Genomic DNA, 21285 nt, shown 5'->3' on the forward strand with positions numbered 1-21285 from the left:
CATGGACCGGGTCGATTGCGCAGTCGTCGGCGCGGGGGTGGTGGGCCTGGCGGTGGCGCGGGCGCTGGCGATCGCAGGCCGCGAAGTGGTGATCGTGGAAAGCGAGGGCGCGTTCGGCACCGAGACCAGCTCGCGTAACTCCGAAGTCATCCACGCCGGCCTGGGCTATCCGGCCGGTTCGCACAAGGCCCGGCTCTGCGTGCGCGGGCGCGCGCTGCTGTACCGCTATGCCGAAGCGCGCGGCATCGGCCATCGCCGCATCGGCAAGCTGATCGTCGCTGCGGACGAGGACGAACTGCCGGGGCTGGAGAAGTACGAGAAGCTCGGCGCGGCAGCCGGTGTGGCCGACCTGCAGCGGCTCAGCGCGGATGAGGTCAGGCAGCGCGAGCCTGCGGTGCGCGCCATTGCCGGGCTGTGGTCACCCTCCACGGGGATCGTCGACAGCCATGGGCTGATGCTGTCGTACCTGGGCGATGCCGAGGCCCACGGTGCCGTGCTGGCGCTGCGCTCGCCGGTCGAGGGCGGCATCGCCACCGGGGATGGCATCGTGCTGCGCGTCGGCGGCGACAACCCTGCCGAGTTGCTGTGCGGCACCGTGGTCAATGCCGCGGGACTCGGCGCGCAGCAATTCGCGCACCGGCTCGAAGGCATGCCGGGGGCCCTGGTGCCGCCGCTGCACTACGCGATCGGCCACTACTTCACGCTTAGCGGTGCCTCGCCTTTCCGCCATCTGGTCTATCCGGTCTCGCGCGACGCGTCGGCACGAGTGCATGCCACGCTGGATCTCGCCGGCGCCTGCCGCTTCGGCCCCGACCATGCGTGGATCGACAGCAAGGACTATCGATTCGACGAACGCCGTGCGAAGGCCTTCTATCGCGGTATCCGACGCTATTGGCCGTCGCTCCCCGATGGCGCGCTGGTGCCCGGCTATACCGGCATCCGACCGCGCATCGCCGGCCCCGATGCGCCGCTGACCACCGCGGCTGCGGACTTCGTCTTCCAGGGCGAGGCCGTCCACGGCGTACGCGGCCTCGTCAACTTGTTCGGCATCGAGTCGCCGGGGCTGACCTCGTCGCTCGCGATCGGCGAGTATGTGGCTTCGCTGGTTGCCTGAGTAAGCCGTACGCTGAATCTTCTTATCCCCTGTCATCCGCTGTTATTCCGCTGTTATTCCGCTGCCATTCCGCTGCTATTCCGCCACCGCATGAGCCTAAAACCTATGTCCGCATCTCTTTCCGCTTCCAGCATCGCGTCCGGATCCGAAGCCCGCCCCGCCATGCGCCCGCACAGCGCGCATTGGGGCGTCTTCTCCGCGAGCTGGCAGGATGGCGCCCTGGTGGTACGGCCGCATCCGGACGACCCCGATCCCAATCCGCTGATCGGCAACTTCACCAATGCGTTGCGCCATCCGGCGCGGGTGACCATGCCGATGGTAAGGCGAGGCTGGCTGGAGCGCGGCCCCGGGCCCGATCCCCTGCGCGGCCTGGACACCTTCGTGCCGATGCAGTGGGACGAAGTGCTGGACCGGCTCGCCGCCGAACTGCAGCGCGTCAAGCAGCGCCATGGCGCCCAGGCGGTGTTCGGCGGCTCCTACGGCTGGTCCAGCGCCGGCCGCTTTCATCATGCGCAGAGCCAGGTGCACCGCTTCCTCAATACCTCGCTGGGCGGCTACGTGCGCTCGGTGAACAGCTACAGTGCTGGCGCCTCCGCGGTGATTCTGCCGCATATCCTCGGTAGCATGGACGACGTGGCCCGGCGCAACGTGACCTGGGAACAGATCGTCGAGCATACCGACGTGGTGCTGGCCTTCGGCGGCATGGCGCTGAAGAATTCGCGCGTGGCGAGCGGCGGCATCAGCCGGCATATCGAGCGGGACTCGATGCGCGCGGCCGCGGCGCGCGGCTGCCGCTTCGTCTCGGTCAGCCCGCTGCGCACCGATTTTCCGCCCGAAGCCAAGGCCGATTGGCTCGCGGCCAAGCCCGGCACCGATACGGCCCTGATGCTGGGCCTGCTGCACGAATTGGTGAGCAGCGGCCTGCACGACCGCGACTTCCTCGCCCGCTATTGCGAAGGCTGGCCGGAATTCGAGGACTACCTGATGGGCCGCGCCGACGGCACGCCGAAAACCGCCGCCTGGGCCGCCAGCATTTGCGGCCTGCCCGGGCGCGCCATCGCCGAACTGGCGGCGGCTTTGCCCGGCAAGCGCGTGCTGGTGGTGGTGGCGCACTCGCTGCAACGCGCCGAGCACGGCGAGCAACCGGTATGGATGGCCGCCGTACTGGCCGCGGCACTCGGCCAGCTTGGCCTGCCTGGCGGTGGCTACAACTACGCGCTGGGTACGCTGGCGCACTACGGCAAGCGGACCAATGCCGTGCCAGTAGCCGCACTGCCGCAAGGCACCAACGGCGTGAAGGACTTTATCCCGGTCGCGCGCATCGCAGACATGCTGCTGCACCCTGGCGAGGCGTTCGACTACAACGGGCAGCGCCGCATCTACCCGCACATCCGGATGGCCTATTGGGCCGGCGGCAATCCTTTCCACCATCACCAGGACCTGAACCGGCTGCGCGAAGCTTTCCGCCGGCTCGATACCTTCGTCGTCCATGAGATCGCCTGGACCGCGACAGCGCGGCATGCCGATATCGTGCTGCCCTGTACGCTGACACTGGAGCGAGAGGATATCGGTGCGGCGCCGACCGATCCGCTAATGGTTGCCATGCACCGCATCGCCGAGCCGCATGGACTCGCGCGCGATGACTACGACATCTTCGCCGATCTTGCCGAACGCCTGGGCACACGCGAGGCGTTCACCGAAGGCCGCACCAGTGGGCAGTGGCTACGCCACCTTTACGAGCGCACCCGTACCGCGCTGGCCGCACAGGAACTGGAAGCGCCGGATTTCGATACGTTCTGGGAGCGCGGCGAGATGTTGCTGCCGCAGCAGGCGGACGATGGCGGCATCCTGCGCGCCTTCCGCGAGGATCCTTCTCGCCATCCCCTACCTACTCCGAGTGGCAAGGTGCAGATATCCTCCCCCACTATCGCCGGCTTCGGCTATGCCGACTGCCCCGGCCATCCGGCATGGCTGCCCCCAGAGGATGGTCCCACCACGTCGCATCCCCTCACATTGATCTCCAATCAGCCCGCCACGCGGCTGCACAGCCAACTGGACTTCGGCACACACAGCGCAAGCCAGAAACGCGACGGACGTGAGGTTTGCACCATAAACTCAGCCGATGCCGCCGCGCGCGGCATCGCCGACGGCGATTTCGTGCGGCTATATAACGGTCGCGGCGCATGTCTGGCAAGCGCCGCGCTCTCCGATTCCGTGATGCCGGGCGTGGTCCAGTTACCGACTGGCGCCTGGTATGATCCGGCAATCGATGCGAGCGGACGCCAAATATGCACGCATGGCAACCCTAATGTGCTGACACGCGACAAAGGCACGTCGTCCCTGGCGCAAGGCTGTACCGGCCAGCTCACTGCTATCCAGGTGGAGCGCTTGAATGAAACGCCACCGCCGATGCGCGCCTTTGAGCCACCAGAGGTTAGCTGAGGTGATGGTGGCTACAGCGACCTGCAGATGGACCTGGGTAAGGCCGCGCGGGCAGGCTCAGGATGCGGTCCAAGTGATAGATCGCGTGCGTTCAATCGCCATGGATTAGGTGAACAAGTTTGCGGAAGCGAAGGAACATCAAAATACAGACCTCGCGGTAAAGCGCGCGGGTTTCCGGAAACTACGTCGTGATTCCCGACGCGTTGGGTCAGTGTGGATTCGAAGGCCCCGCACTCGATGACAGGGGAAGCCCAGTGCGCCCGTCATCATGAGAACCGACACGCTCATCACGTGCCGGACAAACATATCCGACAGTAAGGCCGCGTCTTGCAACCGGGGACGGCGGTTCATGATGCAGCGCTCAGCCGGCTCGAAGGCCTTTGAGCGGGAACGTCAACGCGAAACGGATGGCAGCGATCACCACCAACGCTTCACCGCCGTTGGTGGGCCTCATGAACAGACATCGGCGCCCTTCAAGGCTTGGGCAGCGTTTACTTCATCGCCGGTCATCGCCACCACCAGGCCATCACTCCGGAGCGCCAGAACCTGAGGTAGCAGCCAGCTGCCGCCCACCGTGGTGGTGGCGCTGACCTATTGACCGAGGCCCTGGGAGACGCGGTCCATGAGCACTGGACGCTCACTCGCCTCAAGCGCCGACACAGCTCACTGGGCCCTGCGCCAAGGCCGCCCGGCCGGCCGTGGCTCCCGCCGCCAAAGCTGTGACTGTGACCAACCCAGCGAACAGAAATCGGCGCTCGTGCCATGCGATCCCCGCCGCGTGTGGGAATACCCCGTCGTCTCGCTTGCGCATGGCCATAGCTTGCTCCACCATCGTTAGTGAACGGCAGCGCCATGGGAAGCGTCGAATTCGACTCGATATCTCAAACAGGATGCGGCTCACGCTGCCCACCACGGTCACCGATGATTCCCGGACCAGGCTCAGAAACGGGCTCACACCGATGACGGGCCGGTCATCGCGGCGCTGCCGTTCCCTTTATAGTGCAGAACCGTTCCTTCGCGAACGCCGGGCGCATCCATGGGATTGGGAGACTCAGAACTTCAAGGTCTCACCTGCCGCGATGCGGATCCGGTCAGCCGATTGCCGGGCGCGGCGCATGATGTCGCGCGTGTCGTAGGCCTCCAGCCTCCCGTTGCGCTTCACGATGCGCCCGTCGACCATCACGGTGTCGACGTTGGCGGCACTGCCGCTCTGCACGATCGCCGTCTCGATGTTGCCGATCGGTCCCATGTTCAGGTCCTGGGTGCGCACCAGGATGATGTCGGCGCGCTTGCCTTCGGTGATCGAGCCGGTGACGTCGCCGAGCCCCATGGCGACGGCGCCGTTGATCGTTGCCATCTCGATCACCTCCGGCACGCTGACTGCCTTCGATCGCTCGCTCGGCGTTCCGGCCCAGGGCACGCCGAGATTCCAGGTGAAGCGCATCGCTTCGAACATGTCCGGCGGTGCGATGGAGGTCGCATCGCTCGACAGCGAGATGGTCAGGCCTGCACTGCGCATCGCGAAGAGGGCGGCACGCGCATCGCCGGTGCTGCTGAGGCGTAGCTCGGAGTGCGTGGCAAAGGACAGTGGCGTCTTCGTGCGTGCCATCGCTCCCAGGTCGGCCGCGCTGGCGGGCACGTAGTGGGCGATCATGAAATCCGGTCCCAGATAGCCGCGCCGCTCGTAGTCGACGGCATCGACGTTGTTTGGCGCCTCCTGCGGCGCATGGATCGCAACAGGCAGCCCGATTGCCTTGGCGAACTTCATCTCCTCGTGGAAGACCACGTCGGTGCTCTGCTGCGGACCCCGCAGGTTCAGCCCCAAGTGCACCAGCCCGTCGAAGGGCGAGCGCTCGCCGAACCATTCGCGCCGCACGCGCGCCAGGTCTTCGTAGCGGTTGACCTCGTCGACAGACAGCTTGTCGACGTGGCCGTAAGAGTAGCGCGCCCGCAGCAGCGAATGCTGGTGCGCGCGCAGTTCGGCGTCGGCGTGTGCAGGCGAGCGCGTGTTGTGCGACCAGTTGTGCACGGTGGTAGTCCCGCCGTTCGCCAGTTCGGCGCAGCCCAGCAGCACGCTGTTGTAGAAGTCCTCGGGCGTGTACAGGCCCGAGGTCGCGATCTTGGCGGGGTAGTAGGAGAAGCCGCCATCAAGGGCGGTGAAGCTGCGGCCGAGCGCGCTCCACATGTGATAGTGGGAATTAACGAAGCCTGGCATGACGATGCGATCCGTGGCATCGATGATCTCGGCGCCGGAGGTGCTCAACCCACGGCCGATCTTCTCGATCACGCCGTTGCGCACCAGGACGTCCGCGCGCGGTAGCACGCCCGTGGCGCGGTCGACCGTGATGACAGCGCCGTTGCGGATCAGGTAGGTGCGCCGGCGTGCACCGGGCGATCCGACCGGATGTGCCGAGCCGGCCGACACGGAAGCCGAGCCGACGAGCGCCGGCGCACCGGTGGCGGCGACCATCGTGGCTCCGAGGAACCGGATGAAGTCTCTCTTGGTTGTTTTCATGTCTTGGCCCATGTGCAGGAGGTTGAAGGAAGGAAAGGAACGAAGGAATGCCCGGTCAGCGCGCGTTGAGAAAGAAGGCGCCGGTCATCGCGAGCCCCGTCAGCACGACGAAGCCGCGCACCATGCCCGGCTTCAACCGCCGCGCTGCGGTGCCGCCGACATAGCCGCCGAGCGTGGCGCCGGCCGCCATCCACAGCGCATGCGTCCAGACGATCGCGCCGCTGGCCGCGTAAATGGCGACGGCGATCAGCGTCAGGATCGCGGAGACGAAGTTCTTGATGCCGTTCATGCGGCCCATGTCCGTTTGCCCCAGCGTGCCGAGGACCGCCAGCAGCAGGATGCCAAGGCCGCCGTTGAAGTAGCCGCCGTAGATCGCCACCGCGACGATGCCCAGGTCCGCGATCCACAGGCGCCGCTGTTTCGCCGTGTCGGCCCGGCGGCGTACCAGCTTCGGTCCGATCACGAAGAGTTGCGTCGCGGCCAGCAGCAGCCACGGCACGATGCGGCCGAAGACCTGGTTGGAGGTCGATAGCAGCAACGCTGCGCCGGCCGCACCGCCTAGCACCGAGAGCACGCCCAGCCGGACGAGCGACGGCGACATCGGCTCCGACAGTTCTCGGCGCAGTGCCCAGGCGCCGGCCAGGTAACCCGGCAGCAGCGCAGCGGTCCCAGTGGCGTTGGCCGATACCAGCGGCACGCCCATCAGCGCCAGCGCCGGCAGGGTCAAGAAGCTGCCGCCGCCCGCCACGGAATTGAGCGCGCCAGCCAATGCCGCGGCGCCGCCGAGCAACGCCCAGTCGAGCAGCGTCACGGCTTGCGCGCCGGAAGCGACATGCGTTCGATGCGCAGCAGCATCGTGAGCACCACGCCGATGGTCGCAAGCAGCGTGATCTGCGCCAATCCGGCGATGTTCCAGCCGAAGCGCGCGGCGATGCCACCGATGATGTAGCCCGCGAAGGCGCCCGCGCCGTACAGCGTGGTGACGAACACGCCTGTGGCGCGGTTCGTGAGCGAGGCGCGCACCGCCTTGATGTGATAGCCGGCCAGGTTCACGTACAACACGCCACTCACCACCAGGCCCCACGCGAAGGACAGGGCGGACTGCACCAGAATTCCGGTGGGCCCCGAGAACAGCAGGAAGCCCAGCAGCCCGGTACCCGCGAAGCTCAGCGAAAGCACCAGCTTGGGATGGAAGCGGTCGCCCAGCCAGCCGCCGAAGATGGAGGCGAACACGCCGAAGCCGAAGATGCTCATGACGCGGCCCGCGTCCGAGGGCGTGTAGTGCAAGTGCTCGCGCAGGAAGGTTGGGTACATGCCGAGGTAGCCATAGATGCAAAGCCCGCCGATCACGCTCATCGCGGTCAGCAGCACGGTATTGCGGTTCCACATGGTGGTCGCGCCGCGCTGGTCGTTGCGCGCATCCGCAGCCGACGCATTCTCGGTCATTCGCTTGCTCAAGGTGATGGCGATCAGCGCCATGGCCGCGAAGCCAGCCACCCCGAACACCACCAGGGGCATGCGCCAGTCGCGCTGCGCGCCGATCAGGTGCCCACCGAGCAGCGGCCCCACGATCGAGCCGATACCGAAGGAGAAGTTGATGGCCCCCACCGCGGTCGAGCGGTAGCGTGCGAAGTAGCTCGCCGCGACCGCGATCACCACCGTGAGCTGCATCGCCTCGCCGATGCCCGTGGCGGCGCGGTAGGCGATCATGTCGGCGAAGCTGTGCGAGTAGGCCGTGAGCAAGGTTCCCAGCGAGAAGATCGCGATGCCGATCTGCAGCACCGTCTTGCGTGACAGCCGCGCCAGCAGGTAGCCGGTGGGCACACCAGCCACCGCCATGCCAAGCGTGAATATGGTCGACAGCAAGCCGGTTTCGGCCAGGCCGAAGCCAAACTCCTTGCGCACGTCCGCGGCGATCAGCGGAAAGATCTGCCGGTCCATCGCGTTGAGCGCATAGGATCCGAGCAGCACCAGGAACATCCCAATCTCCAGCGCGGTAATGGGCGCCTCGCAGCGCGCATCGCCGGCCAGGGGAATAGCCGAGGTTGAGGAATGCACGATGTGTCTCCTTCTCGTCGAGCGAGAAATTGTTCTGAAGTTCTTTCCCCGGCGTTGCGCCCGGGGGACGTCATGCGGCAGTACCTGCCGCGCCGTACCAGTCGAGAATCTGCTCGCCAGTGAAGAAGGCGACGTCGTCGCGTGCGTGGATGTGCGCCAGCGCCTCGCGGAAGTAACGCAGGCGGTGCGGCGCGCCCATGATGTACGGGTGCACCACCAGCGCCATGACTCTGGCCGAATCCTTCGCGTCGGCATAGAGCTGTTCGAACTGGTCGATGGCGCGGTCGCGATACTCGCTGGCCTTGTGGTGCTGGATCAGCATCATCGCCACGTCGTTGCATTCCTGGGTGTAGGGCACGTTCACGATCGACCCGCCGTCGCGCGTCTTCAGCCGAACCGGCTGGTCGTCGAGCACCCAGTCGCAGACGTACTCGTAGCCCTGCTCCGCCAGGATGTCGGGTGTGTGCCAAGTCTCGGTGAGGCCCGGGCCCAGCCAGCCGCGCGGTCGCTTGCCGGTGTAGGCGCGGATCGCCTCGGTGGTCTTGGCGATGTCCTCGGCCTCGTCTGAAACCTTCTGCATGTTGCGTTGGCCAAAGCCGTGGCCGATAAACTCCCACTGGCGCGCCTTCGCCGCCTTGGCGATAGGCTCGTAGGCCGCGATGGCCGAGCCGTTGATGGCAAGCGTCGCGCCGATGCCGAGCGCGTCGATCACCTCCAGCATGCGCCAGAAGCCGACCCGGTTGCCGTACTCGTGCCAGGCCCAGTTCGGGATGTCTGGCATCGGCGAACCTCCCGCCGGTGGCGTGAGCACGGTGCGGGGCATAGTCTCGTTGATGTCCCATTCCTCGACATTGACGATGACCCAGACGCCCAGGCGTTTGCCGGCAGGCAGCTTGAGTGCGGGACGGTCCGCGATGGCCGAGTACGAGATGCGTTCGAGTGGTTTCATGGTGTCTCCTGTGTGCTTTGCGGGGCTCAGACGATCTCGACCTGCAGGGGGGCGAGTCCTTCGATGCGCCCGACGAGCCTGTCGCCGCGTTGCACCGGGCCGACCCCTTCGGGCGTGCCGGTGAAAATCAGGTCACCGGGCAGCAGACGGTACTGCTTCGACAACTCGCTGACGATCTCGTGGACATTCCAGATCATCTTTTCGAGTACCGAGTCCTGCCGCACAGCGCCGTTCACTGAGAGATTGAGCGCCCCCGACCGGATGTGCCCGACCTTCGCCACGGGATGGATCGGGCCGCAGGGTGCCGAGTGATCGAAGGACTTGCCCTGCTCCCACGGCAGGCCACGCTTGTTGCACTCGCGCTGGCGGTCGCGGCGCGTCATGTCGAGCCCGGCGGCGTAGCCGAAGACATGGTCCAGTGCCGTGTCCGGTGACACGGCCGACGCCTCGCTGCCGATGGCCACGACGAGTTCGAACTCGAACTGGAAGTCGTCCGTCAGCGTCGGATAGGGCACGCGGCTGTCGGTCATCACGGCGTCGGTCGGCTTCTGGAAGAAGAACGGCGGATCGCGCTCATCGCCCTCCTTCATCTCGCGGATGTGGGCGAGGTAGTTACGCCCCACACAATAGATGCGCCGCACCGGAAACTGTCGGCCGCTGCCGACGATGTCGATGAAGACAGGGGTGACCTGCAGGGCTTCTGCCGCCAAGGCCGTGCTGGCCGTACTGTTGCGTGGCATGGGATTTGTCTCTCCGAAAGGTTTGAAAAGGAGTGGTTAGAGTCTACAAACGGGCCCGCCCGGCCTCAACGCACAGGCTTGCGCAAAGATGTGCAATCCTTGCGATCTTGCCTGTCTACGCGGTTGCAACGGTTGAGGCCGCCCAGGCGGCGCTGTTGGCCTTCGAGCAAAACGACTGGAGCAAACGCTACCTCCCGATTACAACCTCCTGGCATCGCGACTGGGACCGCGTGATTCCATTCTTTGCGTTCCCACCGGCCATCCGCAAGATCATCTACATCACGAATGCCATCGAGAGCATCAACGCGCAACTGCGCAAGATCATCAAGACCCGCAGACACCCCTCGAGCAATGAAGGGGCCACTAAGCTCCTATGGCTAGTCTTGCGCAACATCACCTGCAAGTGGGGCAGCGCCACGCACGACCGGAAAGCCGCCATGAACCAGTTCGAGATCCTCTACGAGGATCGCTTCACACAACCCCATCGCTGAGATAGGATATAACGATATGCCGGGCTGACTGCCCGGCAAGCCTATTAGCCTTGCACACAGATACCCAGACGCCCCCGTGTCCACCCCGCCATGCAACCAGCGCCCCCTTTCGACGATCCGCTAACAGTGCCGCTCACGCGCCGCGCTGGTGCGACGCGTGCTGCCATCATCAACTACACGATGGCGGCCCGGGCGCAGCGCGCCTACTTCGGCATCCACAACCAGAGCAACTGCCTGCCGAACCCTGTGCCGCACCGCCACGAGTACTTCCAGATCTACGTCAACACCCGGGGCGAAACCATGCATTACATCGGCGGCGCCCAGCGCCCTATCGGCCCCGGCACGCTGAGTTTCGTTCTGCCCTTCCAGGTCCACTACATCCCGAATACCGCCGACGGCGTGTTCCACGTGATCAACATCAGCAAGGACTACCTGCTGCCGTCGCTGGATCTCGACGTCTTCGAATTGTCGGAAGTGCCGCTCGCGCGCGCGCCGGAACTCGCGCCCTTCCGCTTCCAGCATTGCCTGGACTTCCGCTTTGACGAGACCGAGACCCAATACCTGCACGAACTGTGCGAGCGCATGGCGCAGGAGGCCCAGCAGCCGTCGGGAGAAGACACTGCCAGCCACCTTCTGATCCGCAGCCATCTACTGAATCTCATCGGCATGGTGTGGCGCCGCTACGGCGACGAGTTCCGCCTCTGCGAGTCGCAGGGAAAGGTCCTGCAGTCGTATAAGCCGGCCGTGCTGCGCTGCATCCGCTACATCACCCAGAACCTCTCGCAGGAGTTGATCCTAGGTGATGCGGCGCAGGCCAGCCATGTGTCGGCCACGCACTTGGCTCACCTGCTGAAGAACGAGACTGGCAAGACCTTCCTGGAACTCGTGACTGAACGGAGGATAGAGCAAGCAAAGACTCTTTTGGTTTTCACTTCTGACTCGGCTGCTGAAATCGGGGAAAGCACAGGGTTCGGTGAACCAGCGCATTTCGCACGTCGTTTTCGACAGATCGTGGGTTCGACACCTACAGCCTATCGGCGGCGATTCCAGCAGGAGGGTATGCAGACTTGGGTCGAGTAGCCTAGGGTTTCACTCCGCACTTCACAACGCAGCCTTTTCTCGATGCATCGAGATCGAAGTTCAATCGTCTGTGATGATCAAAGGGCAGGCATAGCGAAGGAGAAATGTCAGGGGCGCCGAAATTGGACACCCGAGACTAGCCCGAAGGTGACAAGAACTGAAGTGGTCATCGCTATTCCAAGGGCAACGCTTGATGGCAAGCAGGAGGCCGTAAGCGCCAATGCCGAGCAGAATCCAGCGAGACTCACTGTGCCGAGTATTGCTGAGTGCAACAGTGCAGTGACACTGGCCGCGCCATACTTCTGATGCACAGTCAACGCCACCAAGGCGTAACCAATGGGGAATGCAAGCAGAAGGCCAGCTCCTACTGCCCCAAGCCAGCCGGCTGCAGTGGTTATGAGCGCGACGAGCACGCCGGCGAACATACCTCGCATTGCGAGCAGCGCAATTCCTGCCTTCCTCTTCAGCGGTGCCTGATGCGTAGCGAACTTCGCTCCGAGGCGAAAGCAGACGCCGGTAGCAGCAATGAACAGAATGACGCCAATCAATGGCCGCGCCGGAAAGAGCTGAAACGAGAATGCGGCCAACAACCACGTGGCCATGGCACAGCCGAGGGCGATCCAGGGCGACGCTCTGCCTGCTACAACGATGTAGGCCAGCAGAAAGAACTGCGTGGCACACAGCGAGAGCAACGCATACGACGCTGCCTGCGCGACGAATGCCTCGGATGCTTGCGCAGCCAGGAAGTAGAAGCCCGGCCCGAGAATGACAGGCAGCCCGGCCAAGGCGCCCCCGACAAGCGGCCCGAATACGCCCACCGCCCAAGAGACGGCAATCACCACGACCGCCGTGGCGATCATTCTTACTGCCAGTGCTTCAAGCGGGATTTGGGAAAAAATTGATGCCAGCATCGTCATCTCTGTCTCTGTGACGCCTTCCACAACTCGATGATGAGCGATCCAATTGTTCTTGACGCTCCAGAGCCGACATCGTACATTATCTGGAATGATCATTCCAGTATGACGGTTTGCCATGCGTACCAAAGAATTCGAACCTGATGAAATCGCCGATGCCGCCATGCGCGTGTTCTGGGAGCGTGGTTATGCCGCAACCTCGATGCAGGATCTTGTCGAAGGCACCGGTCTGTCTCGCAGCAGCATTTACAGCACCTTCGAGAACAAACAAGGGCTCTATCAGCAGGCACTGCGCCGCTACCAGGCCGTGACCACGGCCAACGTGGAGTTGTTGGCTGGTCCTGGCTCCGTCAGGGATTTGGTCCGGCAGTTGCTGATGCGCATCTTGGAGGATGAGTTGGGCGATCCGCAGCGGCGGGGCTGCCTCGTTGCCAATGCGACACTAGAACTGGCAGGCCATGATGAGGCAGTCGCCGAACTGGTGGCACACAATTTCCAGCGTCTGCAGAAGGCACTGGAAAAGCTGATCGTCCGGGGGCAGCAATCAGGCGAGGTCGCCGCCGAGAAGAACCCGCGTGCGCTGGCCCGTTTCTTCGTCAACACCATGCAGGGGCTGCGGGTATTGAGCAAAGGCAGTCCCGCGCAGCAACGTCGCCATTGCCTACTGGATGTGATCGACGTGGCGCTCGACACGCTGTAGCCCCCACCTGGCATCCCGGCACATCGGTGCGCGCCGGGATGCCGGGTTTTTGTTTGGCCAAAATTGGAATGATCGTTCCCATTAGAAGTTCTTCATCCACCATCAAAAGGAGTTCACATGAGCACCAACCAAAGCATCACCATCGCTGTCCTCGGCACCGGCCTGATCGGCGCCCCCGTTGCGCGCAACCTGCACAAGCAGGGGTTCAGAGTGCATGCCTGGAATCGCACTGCCGCCAAGGCAAAGGCTTTGGTGGCCGATGGCATCCTGGCATTCGACAGCCCGGCCGATGCGCTACGCGGTGCCGACATCATCGTGACCGTGCTCAAGGACGGCCCCAGCATCCAGGAAGCCCTGCAAGCCGCCGCACCGGCCTTGAACAAGGGAGTCATCTGGCTGCAACTGAGCACGGTTGGCATCGAGAGCATCGAAACCCTGTCGGCATTGGCCGAACAGCATGGGCTGGTGTTCTATGACGCCCCCGTGCAAGGCACCCGCCAGCCGGCCGAACTGGCGCAACTCATCATTCTGGCGTCCGGCCCGGTCGAGCAGCGTGCAGCCGCGCAGTCCGTCTTCGACGCCATCGGCAAGCGCACGCTGTGGGTATCGGAGCAAACGGGTGCCAGCAGCCGCCTGAAGCTCGCGCTCAACAACTGGGCCTTTGCGCTGACCCACGGCCTTGCTGAGAGCCTGGCGCTTGCCAAGGGGCTGGGCGTCGATCCGGCGCTGGTGGTGGATGTGGTCACGGGCGGGCCGATGGACAGCGGCTATTTCCAGGCCAAGGCCGCCGCCATCCTGGCCGAGAACTACACCGCCAGTTTCTCCATCGTCAATGCGGTGAAGGACGCCCGACTGGTGGTCGATGCCGCCGCCCAGGCCGGCGTGCAGGTGGATGCGGCGCAGGCCGGTCTACAGCGCTTCGAGCGTGCGCTGGAAGCCGGGCACGGTGACAAGGACATGGCGGCGTCCTATCTCGCCTGACCTGCACGGGAACGACAACAGCATGCGCATCCAAAATCATGAAACGTTCACAGCAACACCTGCTGCAACCGCTGAGGGGCTACCCGTCTGGAACCTGCTGGCGTTCACGATGGCAGGCTTCCTCGCCATCATGACTGAGACCATGCCGGCGGGCCTACTGCCGCAGATCGGCCAGGGCCTGGGCGTTACCGAAGCCCTGGCAGGCCAGTTGGTAACGCTCTATGCGCTTGGGTCGGTGCTGGCGGCGATCCCGGTCATCGCCGCCACGCGCAGCTGGAACCGCAGGCCATTGTTCCTGCTGGCCATCGGCGGCCTGATGGTGTTCAACACCATCACGGCCTTGTCCGCCCACTACGGGCTGACCTTGGCCGCGCGCTTCGTCGCGGGCATGGCTGCCGGCGTGGTGTGGGGACTGCTGGCCGGCTATGCGCGGCGCATGGTGCCCCCGCATCTGCAGGGGCGCGCGCTGGCGGTGGCCGGTGTCGGCCAGCCCATCGCCTTGTCCATCGGCGTGCCGTTGGGAACATGGCTGGGCACTATGTTCGACTGGCGCGGCGTGTTCTGGATCATGTCGGCGCTTTCGCTGCTGCTGTTCGTCTGGGTGCGGCTGGTGGTGCCGGATTTCGCGGGCCAATCCGCGAGACAGCGCCTGCCGATCCGGCGCATCTTCCTGATGCCCGGTATCCGCCCGGTACTGCTAGCGCTGTTCGCCTGGATATTGGCGCACAACATTCTCTACACCTACATCGCGCCCTTCTTGGCGTCCGTGGGGCTAGGGCATCGCGTGGATGCCGTACTGCTGCTGTTCGGTGTGACGTCCATCGTGGGGATATGGATCACCGGCCTGCTGGTGGATCGCTGGCTGCGCATGCTGACTCTGTTCAGCTTGGGCGTGTTTACCGTGGCAGCGCTGGTGCTCGTTTTCTCCGGCGGTTCGGCGCTGGCTGTGCTGCTGGGCATTGCGACGTGGGGGCTGACGTTTGGCGGCGCACCGACGCTGCTGCAAACCGCACTGGCCGATACAGCGGGCGATGGCGCCGACGTGGCGCAATCCATGCTGGTAACGATCTTCAACCTCGCAGTGGCCGGTGGTGGTGTCGTGGGCGGTGTGCTGCTCGAACGCCTGGGACCGGCGTCATTCCCGTGGACGATGGCGGTACTGGCGCTGCTGGGCCTGTCGGTGGTCTGGTCGGCCAGTGTGCACGGCTTCCGGCCAGGCGGTCGCGTCGCAGCATCTTGATCGAGTGCATTCCATGGCGACGACCGCAATGAACACGTGGCGCGATGTGGCGCTGATCGCTCTCTCGCCGGCGATCTGAGGATCAAGCAATCTGGTGCCTTCGGAAGGGTTGCCTCCGGATCAGCCCTTCACGACAGCGCTCATCCGTGCTCCGCCAGCTTGCTGCGCACGCGCTAGGTGCCAGCCCTTCAAGACTGGCTGCGCCTGCTGGTACTAGGCGCACTTCTTTCAGGCAGCTGGCGAGTGTCTTCGCCGTGCAGTAAACGATTGCGCGGACCCGACAGTGACAGCGCTATTTCATTCGACGTCATTCTATTTCAAAAGGTATTTTCATGACCAATCCCATTCAACGTGCCATCGAATCTCGCACGTCCGTCAATCACTATCAACTCGGCCGCCCCCTGAGCGATGAGGTCATCGCGTCATTGGTCGCCCAGGCAACTCAGGCACCTTCTGCCTACAACATGCAGAACTGGCGATTCATCGCAGTGCGATCGGAGGACGCCAAGATCCGCTTGACATCGGCGGCCTACGGGCAGCAGAAGGTGGTGGATGCTTCCGTCGCATTCATCGTTTGTGGATCGCTGGCCGCACATACACAACTGGCTGCCGCGCTCCAGCCCAGCGTGGATGCAGGCATCATGGCACAACACATGGTCGATGGATGGGTGGTCCAAGCCAGTGCTTCACATGAGCGCGATCCCGTTTTGCAGCGCGATGAAGCCATCCGCTCGGCTTCGCTGGCGGCGATGACATTGATGTTGGCTGCGCAAGGTATGGCGTTAGGCTCATGCGCGATGGTGGGCTTCGATGCAGCAGAAGTAAGCCGGGAATTCAATCTCGATGCCACCGAACTTCCCGTCGTCATCGTGACGGTCGGCTATCCGGCGGCTGGCAACTGGCCGCAGAAGCCGCGCAAGCCATTGTCCGAAGTCCTCAACATCGTTTGAGGATTCGGAGATGGACAAAGTCGACGAGAACCACTGCCCTCTTAGACAATCGCCCCCCCAGGGAATGTTTGCTCTATGAATCTTAAGCCATGCGACCGGCCTAGCCACCTGCAGCATGCAAAGACTTACGCCCCTGACGGCACGCCCGAACGCGTTTCGGAAACGATTTGATGAAAGCACTTTTGGCTGTTGGCCACAGGTCGACCTCCGTCTAGCGCGTGGCTCAGCGCGCGTCCATCGGAGTCAGTTCGCTCGCACAGTCATGGAAGTGCGCTTGATCAGCCAGTGCCGTGGGGCGTAGCCGGCCTCGCTTCGGCGCACGCGCGGACAGCCATGGTCCATGGCACTCGCTCCGCCTGATCGGCCGCGTAACGTCAACCCACCCGGGAATGCTCCGCCGACTGCCCCGCATTGACAGCCCGCTGCAACCAGGCCGGCATCTCACGCTGCCCGTCCCATTTCTGCCCTTCGGCGTTGCGGTAGATGCCGGCTCCCGAGCCGGCGGCGGTGGCACCACGACGGCAAAGCAGCCGGCTGCCTGCAGGTCGGCCAAGGTCAGGCCGTACCTGGCCATCTGCACACGGACCCACACCGTGGCTGCGGCGCGCTCAATCTCAAGGGACATAGGTATAACGTCTTGGGAGTAGGAAAGGTGCAATGATTTGGGACGCACAATCAGTCGGCCTTGCCGGCGTTCCACACCGCCTGCATCGCTTCCATCCGACGCGCCGCCTCGGTAGTCACGTAGCGCGTGGTGGTGGCCTACGTCCTTGCTCGTCTCAAGCACGGCATCACAGTCCTGTAGGGGCTTCTTATCGGCGCTCTTTAGGGGTGCCTCACGTTAGTTTTCGAGTTCAGCTTTGGGCGCTACGTTCAGCACAAGCCGTGGGCCGAATAGCTCGAAGCGTACACCTTCAAAGGAGGCAACATCTGGTCTGTTGTCCTTCTCGTCACCTTTCTAGCGCCTTCCGCAGCAGTTCTGCTTCATGCAAAGTCGATGCATGCAAAGAGCGGCGCCTGATCCTCGGGGTTGGGACCAGAGTCATGGGCATCTCCACGAATCACATCGTCCAGACCGAATACGAGCATGATGGGAAGCGAGCGTGAAAGGCCGCCTTAGCGCAAGTGGCTTGGCTCACTGCACAATCTGTTTCAGTCCTGCAACAACCTGGCTCGGGAACTGACGAAATAGGCACGCCGCAAACACTGCTGCCTCCCTCGAGTGGCGGGGGCGCGTTGGTTTGACCTGTCTCTGGCCGGGAGGCCGCTGTAAAAGGAATCCCCCGAGGCTATTACTCGGGGGAGATGCTTGGTTTGTGGCTGTGGGTGCTGAGCGCAGACCATGTGTTCTTTGGCGGACCCTTCTGTCGTTCCTTACATGCTGTGCTGAACCAGTCCATCGCGGTTGGTGATTCTCGCGCCATCGGTGAATACGTCTCGTCTATCTGTGACTCTCGCCCCATCTGAATAGACGTCAAACTTTGCGCTCTTCCCCCCGTCTGAATATGGGTCTCGCGGCCCCACCACGCTAGCGCCGTCCGTGTATACATCTCGCGCCCCGTTGCCGGCATAGGCTACTCCGGCGCCAAGCGCTGCGCCCGCCGCAGCGAGCAGTAAGACTGTCTTTACCATTTTTCCTCACCTCCTGTCAGGTGGTTGCAAGAACACCGACACGAACTCTCTTCGCTTCGGCGCCGCAGCTTTGTACGACTCCAATGTATGCCCTGACGGTAAGGGTATGAATAAGGTCTTTTTCCGAAAAGAGGCTAGGGGATTGCCCTATTGGATGGGCAGGACGGACTCCGTCCTATTGGGCACGGCTGCCAAGGTCGACAATGTCAGGCAAGCCCGTGCATTGCTGCACGGCGAGGTTAAGCGACCCGATCGCTCACGCGCAACTGCATGCGCTATCTGGCCTGAGCAATCTGTGGATGATGCGCCATCGACCGCTGCCGGGTGCCAAGGACCAACTGCGCCAGGCTTCTGGCTGAAGGCCCGACGCCAGGCACGACAATGCTCGCGCTCGTGCGGAATCTGGTCCAACCCGGGCCGTATAGCTCATCGAACCCATCGGCTACGCTTACCGCACAGGGGAGTTCTGACGTAGATTCATAGTAATCCCATGGCACCGTGGATTCTCGGAGCTTCGTCTAGCACCGATTCGGTGCAAACTCGTGATTTGCCACGGGTGCATCGGAGGCTTTCGCAAGCGTATTGTCATTGCGGCTAACGAGAAGATGACTGGATGTAGCAGGGGCTGTGCCCAGAACTTGAAGCGAACCATGTTCATCATTCCGCGCAACTCGAGGCTTCGCCTCTTCGTTCACACCGGATTTGTCGCATTGGCGTACTACGCAGGTGCAAAGCTGGGGCTTGGTTATGCGGTAGTGGGCGGTGCAGTGTCTCTGGTGTGGCCTTCCAGCGGCATCGCCCTCGTTGCGCTGCTCGTTATGGGCTTCGCAGTTGCCCCCGGAATTGCCATTGGCTCCGTTTTGGCCAACATATCGGTGGGCGTGCCCCTACCAGTGGCCATGGTGATTGGCCTGGGTGCGACGGCTGCAGCCTTGACGGCTACATTATTGTTAAAGCGGGTAGCCCGATTCCAGATCGCCCTTGACCGCGTCAAGGACGTGTTAGCTTTCATCGCCTTGGCTGCGACGGTCAGCACCGCAGTGAGTGCGCTGATCGGTGCGACCGCCCTCTTTGCAGGGGGCCTGGTGTCAGTCACCGAGTACGGGGCAGCCGTTCTGAAATGGTGGCTCGGCGACATGATGGGGGTGCTCGTGGTGGCCCCGCCGCTACTCAGCTTGCTCACGATTCCGAGCCTCATCCGCTCCGCAAAGCAGGCCGTGGAAGCGTGCGGACTGACCGTTGCGATCTTCTGGGTGAGTTACGTCATCTTCGGCACCACCGAACTTGCCGGGCACAGCTACTATCCGGCAGCCTTGGCGATCTTTCCATTCATTATCTGGGCGGCTCTCCGCTTCGATCACTTGGGCACCAGCCTCTCAACCTTGCTGGTTTCAATCGTGGCCATCTGGGGCACCACGAACGGCACCGGTCCCTTCGCCGCCGAATCTCCGGTGGATAGCCTCGTGAGATGGTGCGCCTTCGCCAATGTCTTGGCAGTAACCGGACTGCTGCTGGTGGCGGCACATGCTCAGGAAAAGCGCATCCATAGCCTCCTGCTGGCATCCCATGTCGAGTTGGAACGGCGCGTGCAAGAGCGAACCCGAGACTTAGAGCTAGCAAACAATGAACTGAAACAGGAAATGGTGCGACGTCGTCTGCTGGAGACAGAACTGGTCCGAATCGGCGATCAGCGGCAGAGACTCATCGGCCAAGAACTGCATGACGGCCTCGGGCAGCACCTCACCAGCTTGGGCTTCTACTGCGCCACCTTGAATCAAGAACTACAGAAGCATAGCCACCCAGCCGCCGCGAAGGCGGCTACCATCGTCGAATTGGTGAAGCAGGCGTCCTTGATGACTCGCAAGATAGCCCATGGCCTGGACCCGGTTGCCATGGAATCTGGTGGCCTTACGGTCGCCTTGCAAGGGTTGGCACGGACGACCCGCGCGCTGAATGGCATAAGCTGCACGCTCCGCATCGAGTCAAATGTGGACTTACTGGATCCGCCGATGCAGATTAACCTTTACCGTGCAGCACAGGAAGCCGTCAATAACGCGCTGAAATATAGCCAGGGCCGTCACATTTGGATTGACTTGGAGCGCGAAGGCGGAATGCAGAGGCTTTCCATCAGTGACGACGGGATGGGGGTCGACCTGGAACAAATGGAGCGTGCCTCGGGACTGGGACTTCACAACCTGCGCCACCGGGCGAGCCTCCTGGGCGGCTCTTGCATGGTCACCCGCAATGCTTTGGGTGGTACCACGGTTGCCATCAGCTATCCGATACCGGAGAGTCCAGGACATGACAGGGAAGCCATCTAGCCTGGGCCGCGCGACTCAGATCCTGATCGTGGATGACCACCCCATCATCCGGGAGGGATTAACCCACTTGCTGAATCTGCATGAGGATCTTCACGTCTGCAGTGCGGCCGGCAGTGCTGAAGACGCTCTGGCGGCGATGGCCTGCCCGCCTGACATGGCCATTGTGGACCTCAGTCTGCACTCGAACTCCGGCCTGGATCTTGTCAAAACGCTCCGGCAACACTATCCAAAGCTGGCAATCCTCGTCCTCAGCATGCATGACGAAACCTTGTTTGCCGAACGCGCACTGCGGGCTGGAGCAAACGGGTATCTGATGAAACTCGAGGCCACTGAGCATATTATGAACGCCATCCGCGAGGTGTTGGCTGGTAACATTTACCTGAGCGCAGCAATGCATGAAAAGTTGGCGCGGGCTCTGACGGTTCCCCAAAAAATTCCGGCGGGCTCAATCGCGAGCCTTTCAGAACGGGAGTTTGAGGTCCTGCACCTGATCGGACTCGGCTTCAGCACCCGCGAGATCGCCGAGAAACTGAGTCGGAGTATCAAGACCATCGAGGCACATCAGGCCAACATTAAGGAAAAGTTGAATATTCCTAACGGTAAGGAACTGATGCGCTTCGCCATTCAGTGGATCGAGATCCAATAGGGCCGAGTCCACCGGAAATTTGGCGGCAAAGGGACTGGTACCATTCGTTGTGCCCCAGATGGCCACGATTGAGACCAGCAAGGGGCGACCAGTACAGCTGGCAAGGTCAGCACGCAGCAGGTCAATATGACGCTATCCGATGCGATCCAGAGCTTTGCATTCTGACGCGCAGGGCGCCGGCAATGGCGGCACTCTGAATCAATAAGAGGGAAAAAATGATCGCACTGGCCGCCACGCTCGTGAGTGGCTGCACTGTTTACACTCCAGGTGTGGCCGTGGGGGCACCCGCCGCCGTGGTCACTCAGGGGCTGCGTAACACCAACGGCCCTGACGCGGTGGACCGCGACAAGGGGCGTGCGTGCGCCGGAGACCGTGCCGCAATGCGCTCGGGTCCCCGCCACAGCAAGGCCCATTCGCACCGCAGCAAGCATTAGTCAACCGGCGCCCCGTGCAACGCACCAGCGGTCCGTCGACGCGCCAGATGCAGTTGTCCGGGGACTAGCGCTAGCGGC

15 protein-coding genes and 2 pseudogenes are annotated in these 21285 nt (G+C 63.2%); 10 read left to right on the top strand and 7 right to left on the bottom strand.

The features are described from left to right. The first annotated feature begins 1 nt into the window (after position 1). Both AC3FOF_RS12475 and AC3FOF_RS12480 read left to right on the top strand, forming a co-directional pair. Entirely contained in the window at positions 2–1114 is a 1113-nt protein-coding gene (locus tag AC3FOF_RS12475) for an NAD(P)/FAD-dependent oxidoreductase (protein ID WP_488726770.1), read from the top strand. 105 nt (positions 1115–1219) lie between these two features. Continuing rightward, complete coding sequence (locus tag AC3FOF_RS12480) at positions 1220–3556, top strand: molybdopterin guanine dinucleotide-containing S/N-oxide reductase (RefSeq protein WP_488726771.1); 2337 nt, start codon at positions 1220–1222, stop codon at positions 3554–3556. A 1051-nt stretch (positions 3557–4607) separates the two neighbouring features. On the opposite strand, the gene AC3FOF_RS12485 is transcribed toward AC3FOF_RS12480, so the two are convergent. The 5 genes from AC3FOF_RS12485 to AC3FOF_RS12505 form a co-directional block, all read right to left on the bottom strand. Continuing rightward, positions 4608–6071: an amidohydrolase family protein gene (locus tag AC3FOF_RS12485; protein ID WP_488726772.1), complete on the bottom strand. Its 1464-nt coding sequence runs from the start codon at positions 6069–6071 to the stop codon at positions 4608–4610. Between the two features lie 55 nt (positions 6072–6126). After that, a complete protein-coding gene (locus tag AC3FOF_RS12490; RefSeq protein ID WP_488726812.1) occupies positions 6127–6876 on the bottom strand; it encodes a sulfite exporter TauE/SafE family protein in 750 nt (249 codons plus the stop codon). Between the two features lie 2 nt (positions 6877–6878). Next, complete coding sequence (locus AC3FOF_RS12495) at positions 6879–8129, bottom strand: MFS transporter (RefSeq protein WP_488726773.1); 1251 nt, start codon at positions 8127–8129, stop codon at positions 6879–6881. A gap of 70 nt (positions 8130–8199) precedes the next feature. Further along, positions 8200–9078, bottom strand: a complete 879-nt coding sequence (locus tag AC3FOF_RS12500) for a polysaccharide deacetylase family protein (protein WP_276267942.1) — start codon at positions 9076–9078, stop codon at positions 8200–8202. Between the two features lie 26 nt (positions 9079–9104). Further along, entirely contained in the window at positions 9105–9818 is a 714-nt protein-coding gene (locus AC3FOF_RS12505) for a fumarylacetoacetate hydrolase family protein (RefSeq protein ID WP_488726774.1), read from the bottom strand. Positions 9819–9919: 101 nt separating this feature from the next. Here AC3FOF_RS12505 and AC3FOF_RS12510 point away from each other — a divergent pair. Together AC3FOF_RS12510 and AC3FOF_RS12515 are read left to right on the top strand one after the other, a co-directional pair. Further along, positions 9920–10309 (top strand): annotated as a pseudogene (locus AC3FOF_RS12510) (transposase); the annotation flags it as partial. 90 nt (positions 10310–10399) lie between these two features. Next, entirely contained in the window at positions 10400–11389 is a 990-nt protein-coding gene (locus tag AC3FOF_RS12515) for a helix-turn-helix transcriptional regulator (protein ID WP_488726775.1), read from the top strand. Between the two features lie 107 nt (positions 11390–11496). Here the strand turns inward: AC3FOF_RS12515 and AC3FOF_RS12520 are convergent, their stop codons facing one another. After that, positions 11497–12402: a hypothetical protein gene (locus tag AC3FOF_RS12520; protein WP_488726776.1), complete on the bottom strand. Its 906-nt coding sequence runs from the start codon at positions 12400–12402 to the stop codon at positions 11497–11499. A 19-nt stretch (positions 12403–12421) separates the two neighbouring features. Between AC3FOF_RS12520 and AC3FOF_RS12525 the strand changes: the two genes are divergently transcribed. The 4 genes from AC3FOF_RS12525 to AC3FOF_RS12540 all read left to right on the top strand — a co-directional run bounded on the left by AC3FOF_RS12525 (position 12422) and on the right by AC3FOF_RS12540 (position 16174). Further along, positions 12422–13003: a TetR/AcrR family transcriptional regulator gene (locus AC3FOF_RS12525; protein WP_488726777.1), complete on the top strand. Its 582-nt coding sequence runs from the start codon at positions 12422–12424 to the stop codon at positions 13001–13003. A gap of 117 nt (positions 13004–13120) precedes the next feature. Beyond that, positions 13121–13984 (top strand): NAD(P)-dependent oxidoreductase, encoded by an 864-nt coding sequence (locus AC3FOF_RS12530; RefSeq protein WP_488726778.1) that lies wholly within the window; start codon positions 13121–13123, stop codon positions 13982–13984. A 109-nt stretch (positions 13985–14093) separates the two neighbouring features. Further along, on the top strand, positions 14094–15224 hold the full coding sequence (locus tag AC3FOF_RS12535; RefSeq protein WP_488726779.1) for an MFS transporter: 1131 nt from the start codon (positions 14094–14096) through the stop codon (positions 15222–15224). Positions 15225–15556: 332 nt separating this feature from the next. Further along, positions 15557–16174, top strand: coding sequence for a nitroreductase family protein (locus AC3FOF_RS12540; RefSeq protein WP_276267935.1), 618 nt, complete (start codon positions 15557–15559; stop codon positions 16172–16174). A gap of 374 nt (positions 16175–16548) precedes the next feature. Here AC3FOF_RS12540 and AC3FOF_RS12545 read toward each other — a convergent pair. Then, positions 16549–16799: pseudogene (locus AC3FOF_RS12545) on the bottom strand (H-NS histone family protein). Positions 16800–18456: 1657 nt separating this feature from the next. Between AC3FOF_RS12545 and AC3FOF_RS12550 the strand changes: the two are divergent. After that, positions 18457–20127 (top strand): MASE1 domain-containing protein, encoded by a 1671-nt coding sequence (locus AC3FOF_RS12550; RefSeq protein WP_488726780.1) that lies wholly within the window; start codon positions 18457–18459, stop codon positions 20125–20127. Next, positions 20108–20773, top strand: a complete 666-nt coding sequence (locus AC3FOF_RS12555) for a response regulator (RefSeq protein WP_017229377.1) — start codon at positions 20108–20110, stop codon at positions 20771–20773. The genes AC3FOF_RS12550 and AC3FOF_RS12555 overlap by 20 nt, the downstream gene beginning before the upstream one ends. Positions 20774–21285: the final 512 nt, after the last annotated feature.

The organism is Cupriavidus sp. 96C5-1 (assembly GCF_057798855.1).

What these genes read in the sequence shown, in the direction of transcription:
- AC3FOF_RS12550 (WP_488726780.1), top strand. Translation starts at nt 18,457, where the DNA reads ATGTTCATCATTCCGCGCAACTCGAGGCTTCGCCTCTTCGTTCACACC.
- AC3FOF_RS12480 (WP_488726771.1), top strand. Translation starts at nt 1,220, where the DNA reads ATGTCCGCATCTCTTTCCGCTTCCAGCATCGCGTCCGGATCCGAAGCC.
- AC3FOF_RS12540 (WP_276267935.1), top strand. Translation starts at nt 15,557, where the DNA reads ATGACCAATCCCATTCAACGTGCCATCGAATCTCGCACGTCCGTCAAT.
- AC3FOF_RS12505 (WP_488726774.1), bottom strand. Translation starts at nt 9,818, where the DNA reads ATGCCACGCAACAGTACGGCCAGCACGGCCTTGGCGGCAGAAGCCCTG.
- AC3FOF_RS12555 (WP_017229377.1), top strand. Translation starts at nt 20,108, where the DNA reads ATGACAGGGAAGCCATCTAGCCTGGGCCGCGCGACTCAGATCCTGATC.
- AC3FOF_RS12525 (WP_488726777.1), top strand. Translation starts at nt 12,422, where the DNA reads ATGCGTACCAAAGAATTCGAACCTGATGAAATCGCCGATGCCGCCATG.
- AC3FOF_RS12530 (WP_488726778.1), top strand. Translation starts at nt 13,121, where the DNA reads ATGAGCACCAACCAAAGCATCACCATCGCTGTCCTCGGCACCGGCCTG.
- AC3FOF_RS12485 (WP_488726772.1), bottom strand. Translation starts at nt 6,071, where the DNA reads ATGAAAACAACCAAGAGAGACTTCATCCGGTTCCTCGGAGCCACGATG.
- AC3FOF_RS12515 (WP_488726775.1), top strand. Translation starts at nt 10,400, where the DNA reads ATGCAACCAGCGCCCCCTTTCGACGATCCGCTAACAGTGCCGCTCACG.
- AC3FOF_RS12535 (WP_488726779.1), top strand. Translation starts at nt 14,094, where the DNA reads ATGGCAGGCTTCCTCGCCATCATGACTGAGACCATGCCGGCGGGCCTA.
- AC3FOF_RS12475 (WP_488726770.1), top strand. Translation starts at nt 2, where the DNA reads ATGGACCGGGTCGATTGCGCAGTCGTCGGCGCGGGGGTGGTGGGCCTG.
- AC3FOF_RS12520 (WP_488726776.1), bottom strand. Translation starts at nt 12,402, where the DNA reads ATGATCATTCCAGATAATGTACGATGTCGGCTCTGGAGCGTCAAGAAC.
- AC3FOF_RS12500 (WP_276267942.1), bottom strand. Translation starts at nt 9,078, where the DNA reads ATGAAACCACTCGAACGCATCTCGTACTCGGCCATCGCGGACCGTCCC.